Genomic DNA, 11830 nt, shown 5'->3' with positions numbered 1-11830 from the left:
CCAACGGCGGCCGGGTTCCTCCGCCCTCGGCCCGGCTCGCCTCGCGCCCCCGCCCCCAACACCACCCCTACCCAGCAGACCCCAGATCCGCCGAGAACCACCGCTCCGGCCGCATCCTGATCACCACGTGCTCGCCCAGCCGCGTCCGTTCGTAGGCGACGAACTCCTCCACCTGGCCCGCCGGCAGGTACTGTCCCGCCATCTCCCGCGCCCGCTCCGGGGTGTCCGCCTCGATCGCCGTCACCGGGCCGGCCACCGACACGTACCGCACCGTCGGCTCGGTCCGCTGCACCATCAGGCTGAACCGCCCCGCGGCCTCGATCGCCCGCGCCTTCCGCGAACCCGGCGGCGTGCGGACCCACAGCTCACCGCCCGGCGTGTACCGGTACCAGATCGGGACCGTCAACGGCGCGCTGTCGGGCGCCTCCACGACCGACAGCGCGCCGATGTGCGGCTCGGCCAGGAACCGTTCGCGTTCTTCCACTGACAACGCCATGCGCCCGAGGCTAGGCGGGGGGTACGACAAAAACGGGGTGTCAGGGTCGTGACAGCCCGGTGTCAGCCGCGGCGGCGAAGGTGATCACACGCCCCCCGAAGAAGGAGTCCCTCCGATGATCACTTTCGCCACCCCCGAGCCCATCACCGCCGGCCTGATGACCGCGGGCGCCCGGGTCCGCATCGCCGCGAGCGAGCGCCCGGACACCGTCGTGCGGGTCGAGCCCGTCGACCACGCGAACCAGTCCCACGTGAAAGTCGCCCAGCGCACCGAGGTCGCCTTCGCCGACGGCCACCTGTCGGTCAAGACCAGGAAGCCGGGCCACCGGGACGGTTCGGTCGTCGTCACCATCGAGCTGCCCGCCGGGTCCCGCCTGGTCCTGCACAGCACGTGGACCGACGTGCGCGCCGACGGCCGGTTCGGCGACTGCGAACTGAACCTGGGCTCGGGCCACGTCCAGCTCGACCACATCGCCGCGCTGCGCGGGAACCTCGCCGCCGGTTCGGTCGCCATCACCCGGATCGCAGGCCCGGCCGACGTCGACGGCGGCGCCGCCGCGCTGCGGATCGGCGAGGCCGGGGGCGCCGTCCGGTACCAGGGCTCGACCGGCACGGTCTGGATCGGCCACGCGAAGTCCGGCGTCGACCTCGGCAGCGCCAAGGGGAGCTTCCACATCGACCGGGCCGACGGCGGCGTCGTCGCCAAGGCGGGCGACTGCCCGATCCGGATCGGGCGGCTGGCCCGCGGCGTCGCGGAGCTGGCGAACGCCTCCGGGGGCATCGAGGTCGGCATCGGCGACCGCACCGCCGTCTCGGTGGACGCCCGCAGCACCAAGGGAACCGTGCGCAACTCCCTGCCCGCGCGGGAGAACTCGGCCGGCTTCGACGACCAGGTCAGCCTGCACGCCCGCACCCGGCTCGGCGACATCGTCGTCCACCGCGCGGCCGTCTGAACCTAATCCAGTTCGATGAGCCCCCGGCGCAGCGCGAGCGCCACCGCGGCGGCCCGGTCCTTCACGCCGAGCTTGGCGTAGGCGTGCAGCAGGTGCGTCTTCACCGTCGCCTCGCTGATGAACAGCTTCGCGGCCGCGTCCTTGTTCGTGCCGCCGCGCGCGACGAGGGTCAGCACCTCGATCTCGCGCTGGCTCAGCTCCTCCCGGGCGGGCGCGCGCACCTGCCCCATCAGCCGGGTCGCCACGGCGGGGGAGAGCACCGCCTCGCCCCGCGCCGCCGCCCGCACCGCCCGGAACAGCTCCTCCCGCGGAGCGTCCTTGAGCAGGTAGCCCGTCGCGCCGGCTTCGATCGCGGGCAGCACGTCCGAGTCGGTGTCGTAGGTGGTCAGCACGAGCACCCGCGCCGGGTTGCCGCGGCGCGCCAGCTCGCCGATCGCGTGCACCCCGTCGGTGCCCGGCATCCGCAGGTCCATCAGCACGACGTCGGGCCGCACGCGTTCGGCGAGCGCCACCGCCTCCGCGCCGTCCGCGGCCTCGCCGAGCACCTCGAACCCGTGCTCGGCGGTGAAGATCCCGCGCAGCCCGTCCCGCACCACCGGGTGGTCGTCGGCGAGCACCAGCGTGATCATGCGGCTCCGATCGCGGGCAGGCTGGCCGAGATGGCCGTGCCGGCGCCGGGTTCCGACTCCACCGCGAGCGTGCCCGCGAGCCGCTGCACCCGCTGCAGCATCCCGGGCAGTCCGAACCCGTCGCCGCGCCGCGCCGGGTCGAACCCGGACCCGTCGTCCCGCACGTCGAGCGTCACCTGATCCTCCATGTAGGACAACGTGAGGCCGACGCGCCGCGCGCCGGCGTGCTTGGCCACATTGGACAGTGCCTCCTGTGCGACGCGCAGCAGCGTGGCCTCGATCTCCGGGTGCATCGGGCGGGCGGTGCCGGTCGCGGTGAACTCGATCGCCACCTCCGACCGCTGCGCCCACCGCTCCGCCACCGCCTTCAGCGCGTCCGGCAGCCGCGCCTCGTCGAGCGGGCCGGGCCGCAGCGCGTGCACCGACCGCCGCGCTTCGGCGAGGTTCTCCCGCGCCAGCGCGGTGGCCGTGGCCACCCGCCGCCGCCACTCGCCGGGGTCCTGTTCGGCGGCCTCGAGCTGGGTGATGATCCCGGTGAAGCCCTGCGCGAGGGTGTCGTGGATCTCCAGGCTGAGCCGTTGCCGCTCCTCCATCACCCCGGCCTCGCGAGCCTGGGCGAGCAGCTGCCGGTGCAGGCCCGCGTTCTCCGCCTGCGCCGCCTCCAGTTGTTCCAGCGCCGCGCGCCGCGCCTCGTTCTGCTCGCTGACCTTGCGCGAGATGATGGTGCCGAAGCAGATCGCCCCGGTCTGCACGGTCACGATGGTCACCCACAGCACCGGCTCGGTGCTCAGCGCCTTGCCCGGCCCGCCCGCGCCGATCGTGTTGATCAGCAGGGATGTCGTGGCCAGCGCCAGCACGCCCAGCGGCGCGGGCTTGAGCCGCAGCGCGCCGAAGAAGCAGGTGAGCATGAAGACCAGGAACAGCACGTCCCGGAACATCAGCAGGGACGCCAGCGTCAGCGTCCCGGCGAACGAGACCGCCAGGGTGATCCCGTGCGACCGCCACCGCCGGGGCATCGCGGGGCCGGTCAGCAGCAACCACGCCAGCGCCGCCCCGGCCAGCGGCAGGGTGTCGGCGCGGTGGACGAGCAGGGTCGCCAGTCCCAGCAGCAGGTACGGCAGGTAGTGGTCGACCAGCCGGCTCCACGTCTCCGACAGCGGCCCGCCGGGGCCCTCGGCGAAGTCGAGGGACTGTGTCCAGGAGCGGCGGTTCACACCGGGCATTATCCGGTCCCCACACCCAGATCCCGCATCCGCGGCCACACCGCGGACCACGGTCCGGCCCGGCCGGTGGCCAGCCACAGCGCGGTGCCCTGGCCGAAGCCCGGGCCGTCGTCGATCCGCCCGGCCGGTGTGATCGCGGCGAAGTGCCCGGTCAGCACCGCCGGGTCGTCGCCGACGAACAGCACGTCCCGCGCGCCCGCCGGCGGCGTGCCCAGGTCCCAGTAGCCGCGGCTGCCGCTGTAGGGCTCGGGCAGCCCGAGCGGACGGCCGAAGCGGTCCAGCGCGGCGGCGTGCCAGTAGAAGCCGGTGACGATCGCGGTGCGGGCGGGGTCGGGCACCTGCCGGTAGGCGCGCGCCACCGACGCCGCGACGTCGGGCCAGCCGATCTCCGCGGTGGCGAACCCCGGCGCGGGCGCCCTGCCCACCCAGGACACCGGGACCACGGGCAGCGCGAACGGCACCACGATCAGCGCGCTGACCGCGTACACCGGCCAGGTCGCGACCCAGCGCCACCACCGCGCGGCCGCCCCGGCTTCCAGGCTCACGGCGGCGGCCGCCCAGCACACCGCGAACATCCCGGCCACGTAGTAGGACCGCCCGCCCGTCGCCAGGAACACCGCGGTGAGCCCGGCCGTGGCCGCCCCGAGGAACCGGTACGCGCGCAGCTCCGGCGACCGCAGCAGCCGCCACACCCCGTACACCAGCAGGACCGCGCCCACGACGATCCCGGCTCCGGCCAGCATCCCGGGCAGGAACATCAGGCGCCCGCCGTAGACCTGCTCGACCTCCGCGCTGATCGCGGCGTTCATCTCCAGCTGCGGCCAGCCGTGCGCGGCCTGCCAGACCACCGTCGGCGCCGCACCGGCCGCGGCGATCAGCGCGCCTGCCCACAGCAGCGGCCGCCGCAGCAGCCCGCGCGGCCCGAACACCAGCACGCAGATCCCGGCGACCAGCCAGAACGCCAGGACCAGGAACTTCACGTTGACCGCCACCGCGGTCACCACTCCCGCCCACACCAGCAGCCCGTCCGCGCGGGTGCGCACCCAGCGCACCAGCAGCCAGCACAGCACCGTCCACAGCAGCGGGTCGAACGTGGAGGTCGCCAGGTAGTGGCCGGTGCCGAGGAGCTGCCCGCTGATCGCGAAGGTCCCGGCGGTGAGCACCTGCGCGCGCCGCCCGCCGCCGAGCTCCCTGGCGATCAGCGCGGCGACGACCACCCCGGCGGCGGTCGCCAGCGTCGCGGGCAGCCGGAACACCACCAGCGACCCGGGCGCCAGCGCGTCCACCAGGTGCGCGAGCAGGGGGAGTGCCGGCGGCTGGTCGGCATACCCCCAAGCCAGATGCCGACCAGCCGCCAGGAAATACAGCTCGTCGCCGAAGTAGCCGTAGCGGCCGCTCGTGACGAGCAACAGCAGCCCGACGGCCCCCGCCATGGCGAGCACGGGAACGCGAGCGAGCTTCGCAACTCTGACGCCGCCCGGGGCCGTTCGGTTGCCCACGAAAGTCAACTTCTTCACTCCCACCGGAAGAAGCGGACGGCCAGACCACCGCAGACCAGGGCGAACACGATCATCGCCGCCAGCTGCAGCGGCTCCGGCGCGCCGCCGGTCCAGCACGCGCGCAGGGCGTTGAGCATCGCGCCGAGCGGCAGCACGTCGGCCAGCTCCCGCAGCACCCCCGGCAGGTTCTCCTTCGGCACCCACACCCCGCCGAGCGCGAGCATCGGGAAGAACACCGCGGTCCCGGCCCCGCCCGCGGTCCGGCCGGTCGGCGCGAGCGCGGCGACCAGCAGTCCCGCGGCGAACAGCGCCGTGGTGCCCAGGACGAGCGTGAGCAGGAAGCCGCCCGGGTTGGCGGGCAGCGCCAGGCCGAGCACGACGTGCCCGCCGACGACGATCAGCAGCACGACCACGAGCGCGGCGGCCAGGTTGACCAGCAGTTGCGCGGTGAGCAGGCGGGACGGCGGCACCGGGCTCGCCGCGAGCCGCCGCAGCACCCCGCGTTCCCGGTGGGTCGCCATCGCGCCGGGGAACAGCGTCAGCGCCAGCATCCCGATCAGGATCGCCACCGCGAGCGGCGCGATGAACCCGGACAGCGGCGGCTGGCCGCCGAACTCCTCGCTCGGCCGGTTCGCGTCCGGCAGCAGCCCGAACACCAGCAGCAGCGCGATCGGGACGCCGAGCACCGTGATCGGCGCCCCCGGGTCGCGCAGGAACAGTTTCGCCTCGACGGCGGTGAGCCTGGTGAGCATCAGCGGTCCCCCTGTCCGATCCGGCGGCCGGTGAGCGCGACGAACGCGTCGTCCAGCCCGGCCTGTGCCACCCGCAGCTCGCCGGCGACGATCCCGCGCCGCGCGAGGACGGACGTGACGGCGTGCAGCACGTTGCCGACGCCGCTGACCTCGACCTGCTCGCCGCGCCGCGTCACGGTCCGCACCTCGGGCAGGCCGGTGAACAGCTCGTCGGGCACCGGCTCCGACGGGCGGAACCGGATCACCTGCTCGTCGGCGACGCGCGCGACGAGCCCGGCCGGCGTGTCGACGGCGACCACGCGGCCGGCGTCGATCACCGCGATCCGGTCGCAGAGCCGTTCGGCTTCCGCCATGAAGTGGGTGACCAGCAGGATGGTCACCCCGCGGTCGCGGATGCCCTCGATGACCTCCCAGGTGTCCCGGCGGGCCTGCGGGTCCAGCCCGGTGGTGAGCTCGTCGAGCACGGCGACCTCCGGGTTGCCGATCAGCGCGAGCGCGATGGACACGCGCTGCTGCTGGCCGCCGGACAGCTTCCGGTAGGCCGTGCCGCGCCGCCCGGACAACCCCAGCTGTTCGAGCAGGGCGTCCGGATCGGCCGGGTTCCGGTAGAACGACGCGTACAACTCCAGCGCCTCGCCGACCCGGAGCTTGTCCGGCAGCCGGCTCTCCTGCAGCTGGACGCCCAGCCGCTGGCGCAGTTCCGCGGTGTCGCGCCACGGGTCGAGCCCGAGCACCGTCGCCCGGCCGCCGTCCGGGCGCCGAAGTCCTTCCAGGCACTCGACGGTCGTGGTCTTGCCCGCGCCGTTGGGCCCGAGAATCCCGAAGATCTCGCCCCGTTCGACCGTGAAGGACACGTCCTCCACGGCGGGCTTCCCGCCGTAGTGCTTCCTGAGGTTCCGCACCTCGATGACCGGCATCGTGCCGCCCCCTTTCCTCCGCCCGACCAGCATGCGGGGGAGGGGGCGGGCGCCGGATCGACTCCGCGGCGGGACTTCGCTCAGCCGCCCGGTGACCGGCCATCCACCGATCGGTGGATGCTCAGCGGCGGCGCCAGGTCAGCTCGATGCCGTGGGTGGCCAGCCAGCGGTCCACGCGGTAGCCGTGCGCGGCGAGGCCGTCGACGGCGTCGTAGGCGATCTCCAGCGCGCGCCGCGCCTCGCCCGCGGTGAGCAGGCCGGCGCCGGCCGCGGCGAGCAGCTCGTCGATGTCGACCACGTCGACCCGCTCGCCCTCGCGCACCACGAGGTCCAGGTACCAGTCGGTGGTGCGCCAGGTCGCGTCGTCGCGCTCGACCGAGACGATGTCGAGGTAGAAGTCCTGGTCGCGTTCGTGCCCGGGGCGGAACCAGAAGTCGGTCAGCCGCAGGCCGAGCGCGGGCAGCAACCAGGATTCGAGGTAGTGGAACTGGGCGCGGCCGGGGGTGGGCCGGGCGAGGTAGAGCCCGAACGGCTCGACCCGGTACTCCTCGACGGCGCGGGCGATGCCCTTGGGATCGGTGTTGGTCCGGTTCGCGACGTCGAAGGTCTCGATCTTCGGGGGGTGGATCGTCCCGGCGTGCGCGGTCATGCCTCCCATTCTGCTGGTTTACATAAGTTTGGGAACTGTCACGACGGTAGGGTGATCACGTGGCGGACGAGGCAGACGCGGTCGAAGGAGTGGCGCGGGTGGCCGCCGTGCTCGCGGAGCGGGCCACCGAGCTCACCGGCGATCTGGTGCAGCTGTACGCGCGCGAGCTGCCGAACCTGGTCAACGACGACGAGAGTGTCGTGAGCCTGCTGTCGGCGAGCGTCTACCAGAACGTGGACACCGCGCTGCGGATCTTCCAGCACGGCATCGACCCGCGCCGGGTGGAGGCGCCGGCCGCCGCGATGGAGTACGCGCGCCGTCTCGCCCAGCGCGGCACCCCGGTGGTGGACCTGATCCGCGCCTACTACCTCGGCCAGACCGCGCTGCTCGATTATTCCCTGCGCGAGGCGGTCAGGTTCGAGTCCGATCCGGAGCTGCTGGGCGCCATGATGGGGCACGCGCTGACCGGCGCGTTCGCGTTCATCGACCGCGTCACGCAGCAGGTGGTGTCGGCCTACCAGGAGGAACGCGACCGCTGGCTGGTCAACCGCAGCGCGGTCCGGGCCGCGAGGGTGCGCACCCTGCTGGAGGGCGGGGCCACCGACACCAGCGAGACCAGCCTCGGCTACCGGCTGCGCGGCACCCACCTGGCGATGATCGTGTGGCAGGACCCGGTCCCGGGCGCCGGGCACGTGCTCGGCGGGCTGGAGGCGGTCGCGGCCGAGCTCGCCGCGGGCCTGCCCAGCGCGGGCGCGCCGCTGTTCGTGCCGAACGACGAGGTCTGCGCGTGGGTGTGGGTCCCGCTGGAGCGGCCCGCGATGCCGGACGAGGAGCGCGTCCGTAAGGTGCTGGAGAAGGCCGATCCGGGCATCCGGCTCGCGCTCGGCGACCCGGGGGAGGGGCTGGACGGGTTCCGGCGCAGCCACCGGCAGGCGCAGCGGGTGTACAACCTGGCCTTCGCCGCGGGCGAGCACTGCGACCGGGTCCTGACGTTCCGCGAGGTCGGGGCGATGGCCCTGATGGCGGGCGACATGGCGGCCGCACGCGGCTGGGTCGCCGACACGCTGCGGGACCTCGCCACCGACGACGAGCAGCACGCCCGGCTGCGCGAGACGCTGCGGGTCTTCCTGGCCGCGGGCGGCAGCTACACCGCGGCGGCCACCCAGCTGACGATGCACAAGAACTCGGTGCAGTACCGGGTGCGCAAGGCGGAGGAGATGCTGGGCCGCCCGGTGTCGGAGAACCGCCTGGACGTCGAACTCGCGCTGCGGCTGTGCCACCGGCTCGGCGCGGCCGTGCTGGCGACGCCGTAACAAAGCTGCCTCCGCCGGCCCGCGCTTCGGAACCCGCGGAACCGACCTCACCGGACGACACACCGGAACGGAACGCCTGGTTTGTCTCTTTCGGGTGTTTCATCGACCCCCGCGGCAGGCCGCGGTCCAGCGCTTTCGTCCTTCAGGACCAGTCCTGGCCCCCAGGATTGGGCCGACGGCACGAAGATTCCACGATTATTCCGGTTTACGCTTCGCCCATGGGGAACGTCGTCCACGCCGAGCCGACCGGAGTGATGGCCCTCGTGCGCCTGCGCCGGGGCGCCGCGGGTGAGCGCGACCGGGTCTGCCACCTCGTCCCGATCCCCGAAACCGGCCCCATCCCGGAGGTCCTGATCGCCCGCTGCGGCGCGCCGATCGCCTGCGGGAGCGCCGAGCTGCTGGAGCGGATCTGCGGCATGCCGTGCGAGTCGTGCCTGGCCCGCGCCGCCCGCGACCGCCGTCTGGCCTGCTAGAACGCCGCCTCGCTGAAAACTGTCGGTGGGTCGGCCTACCCTGGTTCCCGTGGCTTTCGCAACCGAACACCCCGTGCTCGCCCAGTCCGAGTTCCGGCCCGTCTCCGAGATCCCGCGCGCGGGCGGCCGGTTCGAGGTCGTCAGCGAGTACCAGCCCGCCGGTGACCAGCCGGCGGCCATCGACGAGCTCGCCAAGCGGCTCGAGCGGGGCGAGAAGGACGTCGTGCTGCTGGGCGCCACCGGCACCGGCAAGTCGGCGACCACGGCCTGGCTGATCGAGCGGGTGCAGCGGCCCACGCTGGTCATGGCGCCCAACAAGACCCTGGCCGCGCAGCTGGCCAACGAGCTGCGCGAACTGTTCCCGCACAACGCGGTCGAGTACTTCGTCAGCTACTACGATTATTACCAGCCGGAAGCCTACGTCCCGCAGACCGACACCTACATCGAGAAGGACTCGTCGATCAACGACGACGTCGAGCGGCTCCGCCACTCGGCGACGATGAACCTGCTGTCCCGGCGGGACGTCATCGTGGTCGCCTCGGTGTCCTGCATCTACGGCCTGGGCACGCCGCAGTCCTACCTCGACCGGTCCTCCAAGCTGGAGGTCGGCATGGAGGTCGAGCGCGACACGTTCCTGCGCGCGCTGGTCGACGTCCAGTACACCCGCAACGACCTGGCGTTCTCACGCGGCACGTTCCGGGTGCGCGGCGACACGGTGGAGATCATCCCGGCGTACGAGGAGCTGGCCGTGCGGGTCGAGTTCTTCGGCGACGAGGTCGACAAGCTGTACTACCTGCACCCGCTCACCGGCGAGATCGTGCGTGAGGTCGACGAGGTGCGGATCTTCCCGGCCACCCACTACGTGGCGGGGCCGGAGCGCATGGAGAAGGCGATCCGCGGCATCGAGGCGGAGCTGGCCGAGCAGCTGGAGCGCCTGGAGAAGCAGGGCAAGCTGCTGGAGGCGCAGCGGCTGCGCATGCGCACCACCTACGACATCGAGATGATGCGGCAGGTCGGGTTCTGCTCGGGCATCGAGAACTACTCGCGGCACATCGACGACCGCCCTGCCGGGTCGGCCCCGGCCACCCTGATCGACTACTTCCCGGAGGACTTCCTCCTGGTCATCGACGAGTCGCACGTGACGGTGCCGCAGATCGGCGGCATGTACGAGGGTGACGCGTCGCGCAAGCGGACCCTGGTGGAGCACGGGTTCCGGCTGCCCAGCGCGCTGGACAACCGGCCGCTGACGTGGGAGGAGTTCACCGACCGGATCGGCCAGACGGTGTACCTGTCGGCGACGCCGGGCCCGTACGAGCTGGGCCAGACCGGCGGCGAGTTCGTCGAGCAGGTCATCCGCCCGACCGGCCTGATCGACCCGGAGGTCGTGGTCAAGCCCACCGAGGGCCAGATCGACGACCTGGTGCACGAGATCCGGGTGCGCGCCGAGCGGGACGAGCGGGTCCTGGTGACCACGCTGACCAAGAAGATGGCCGAGGACCTCACCGACTACCTGCTGGAGATGGGCATCCGGGTGCGGTACCTGCACTCCGAGGTGGACACGCTGCGGCGGGTGGAGCTGCTGCGGCAGCTGCGGTCGGGCGACTTCGACGTGCTGGTCGGCATCAACCTGCTGCGCGAGGGCCTCGACCTGCCCGAGGTGTCGCTGGTGGCGATCCTCGACGCGGACAAGGAGGGCTTCCTGCGCAGCGGCACGTCGTTGATCCAGACGATCGGCCGCGCGGCGCGCAACGTCTCCGGTGAGGTCCACATGTACGCGGACAAGATCACCGACTCGATGCGGTACGCGATCGACGAGACGAACCGCCGCCGCGAGAAGCAGATGGCGTACAACAAGGAGCGGGGCATCGACCCGCAGCCGCTGCGGAAGAAGATCGCGGACATCCTGGACCGCGTCTACAGCGAGGCGGAGGACTCCGAGCAGGCGGTGCAGGTGGGCGGTTCCGGTCGCAACGCCTCGCGCGGCAAGAAGCCCGAGCAGGGCGGCCGCAGCTCCGGGGTGCTGGTGGACCGCGACGTGGCCGGCATGCCGCGCGCCGAACTGGCCGACCTGATCCAGCAGATGACCGACCAGATGATGCAGGCCGCCCGCGACCTGCAGTTCGAGCTGGCGGCCCGCCTCCGCGACGAGATCGCCGAGCTGAAGAAGGAACTGCGGGGCATGGACGCCGCCGGCGTGAAGTGACCCTTCGCGGTGGTCGGCGCGGGGGTGCCGGCGACTCAGCCGGGATGGGGGCGTGAGTGGCCGGGCACCGGAGTGCCGGTGGCCGGCCTGGCCGCGGGGAGTGGCTGGGCGCCGGGATGCCGGTGCCCAGCCACCCGGATGGAGGGAGCGGCCGTTGACCCGCGACGACGTGATCGCGTGGTGCCTGGCTCAGCCGGGCGCCGTGGAGACCTATCCGTTCGGTGAGCACGTGCTCGTCGTGAAGGTCACGGGCAAGGCGTTCGCCTACATCGGCTTCGAGGAGAACTCGATCGCCCTCCGGTGCGGCGCCAACGCCGAGGAGGCCGCCACCGTGCGGGAACGCCACCCGGACGCCATGCGCCCCATGGGCTACCAGTCCCGCCACGGCTGGAACACGATCACCCTGGACAACCCCATCCCGGACGCCGAACTCCACGAACTGCTGTCCGCCTCCTACGACTACGCCCGTTCCTGAACCAGCCGCACGCACGTCACTGCTCGCCTCGGCTCGCGCGGGAACTCGCCATCCGCGCCCGACCGCTGCCGCTCGCTCTCGTGCTGGCGCAGCCGCTTGCGTCTGACCGTTGCTGCTCGTTCTCGTGCTGGCGCAGCCGCTTGCGTCTGACCGTTGCTGCTCGTTCTCGTGCTGGCGCAGCCGCTTGCGTCTGACCGTTGCTGCTCGTTCTCGTGCTGGCGCAGCCGCTTGCGTCTGACCGTTGCTGCT

At 72.7% G+C, this 11830-nt stretch carries 12 protein-coding genes; 5 read left to right on the top strand and 7 right to left on the bottom strand.

All coding sequences use genetic code 11. The features are described from left to right. Nucleotides 1-67: 67 nt before the first annotated feature. Nucleotides 68-496, bottom strand: a complete 429-nt coding sequence (locus L2C96_RS35595; protein ID WP_237339317.1) for a pyridoxamine 5'-phosphate oxidase family protein — start codon at nt 494-496, stop codon at nt 68-70. Between the two features lie 115 nt (nt 497-611). Between L2C96_RS35595 and L2C96_RS35590 the strand changes: the two genes are divergently transcribed. Then, on the top strand, nt 612-1448 hold the full coding sequence (locus tag L2C96_RS35590; protein ID WP_237339316.1) for a DUF4097 family beta strand repeat-containing protein: 837 nt from the start codon (nt 612-614) through the stop codon (nt 1446-1448). Nucleotides 1449-1450: 2 nt separating this feature from the next. Here L2C96_RS35590 and L2C96_RS35585 read toward each other — a convergent pair whose 3' ends face one another. From L2C96_RS35585 to L2C96_RS35560, 6 genes are all read right to left on the bottom strand, one after another. After that, nucleotides 1451-2077: a response regulator gene (locus tag L2C96_RS35585; protein WP_237339315.1), complete on the bottom strand. Its 627-nt coding sequence runs from the start codon at nt 2075-2077 to the stop codon at nt 1451-1453. Beyond that, nucleotides 2074-3300: a sensor histidine kinase gene (locus tag L2C96_RS35580; protein ID WP_237339314.1), complete on the bottom strand. Its 1227-nt coding sequence runs from the start codon at nt 3298-3300 to the stop codon at nt 2074-2076. The genes L2C96_RS35585 and L2C96_RS35580 overlap by 4 nt, the downstream gene beginning before the upstream one ends. Continuing rightward, a complete protein-coding gene (locus tag L2C96_RS35575; RefSeq protein WP_237339313.1) occupies nt 3300-4733 on the bottom strand; it encodes a glycosyltransferase family 39 protein in 1434 nt (477 codons plus the stop codon). Before L2C96_RS35575 ends, L2C96_RS35580 begins: the two co-directional genes overlap by 1 nt. An 80-nt stretch (nt 4734-4813) precedes the next feature. Next, nucleotides 4814-5551: an ABC transporter permease gene (locus tag L2C96_RS35570; protein WP_237339312.1), complete on the bottom strand. Its 738-nt coding sequence runs from the start codon at nt 5549-5551 to the stop codon at nt 4814-4816. Continuing rightward, nucleotides 5551-6468 (bottom strand): ABC transporter ATP-binding protein, encoded by a 918-nt coding sequence (locus L2C96_RS35565; protein WP_020420357.1) that lies wholly within the window; start codon nt 6466-6468, stop codon nt 5551-5553. Before L2C96_RS35565 ends, L2C96_RS35570 begins: the two co-directional genes overlap by 1 nt. 121 nt (nt 6469-6589) lie before the next feature. Next, nucleotides 6590-7117, bottom strand: coding sequence for a ribonuclease FAU-1 family protein (locus L2C96_RS35560; RefSeq protein ID WP_237339311.1), 528 nt, complete (start codon nt 7115-7117; stop codon nt 6590-6592). A 59-nt stretch (nt 7118-7176) separates the two neighbouring features. Here L2C96_RS35560 and L2C96_RS35555 point away from each other — a divergent pair, with 59 nt between their 5' ends. From L2C96_RS35555 to L2C96_RS35540, 4 genes are all read left to right on the top strand, one after another. After that, the gene (locus L2C96_RS35555) at nt 7177-8430 is read left to right on the top strand and encodes a PucR family transcriptional regulator (protein ID WP_237339310.1); all 1254 of its coding nucleotides are present in this window, start codon (nt 7177-7179) and stop codon (nt 8428-8430) included. Between the two features lie 218 nt (nt 8431-8648). Beyond that, a complete protein-coding gene (locus tag L2C96_RS35550) occupies nt 8649-8903 on the top strand; it encodes a hypothetical protein (protein ID WP_020420360.1) in 255 nt (84 codons plus the stop codon). Between the two features lie 49 nt (nt 8904-8952). Then, nucleotides 8953-11106 carry an excinuclease ABC subunit UvrB gene (uvrB, locus tag L2C96_RS35545; RefSeq protein ID WP_308191213.1) on the top strand — a complete coding sequence of 718 codons (2154 nt, stop codon included), beginning with the start codon at nt 8953-8955 and terminating at the stop codon, nt 11104-11106. Nucleotides 11107-11260: 154 nt separating this feature from the next. After that, entirely contained in the window at nt 11261-11581 is a 321-nt protein-coding gene (locus tag L2C96_RS35540; protein ID WP_237339309.1) for an MmcQ/YjbR family DNA-binding protein, read from the top strand. Nucleotides 11582-11830: the final 249 nt, after the last annotated feature.

Origin of the sequence: Amycolatopsis tucumanensis (assembly GCF_021654135.1) — a bacterium.
Lineage (GTDB): Bacteria > Actinomycetota > Actinomycetes > Mycobacteriales > Pseudonocardiaceae > Amycolatopsis_E > Amycolatopsis_E tucumanensis.
This window is presented reverse-complemented; position numbering and strand designations above follow the sequence as displayed.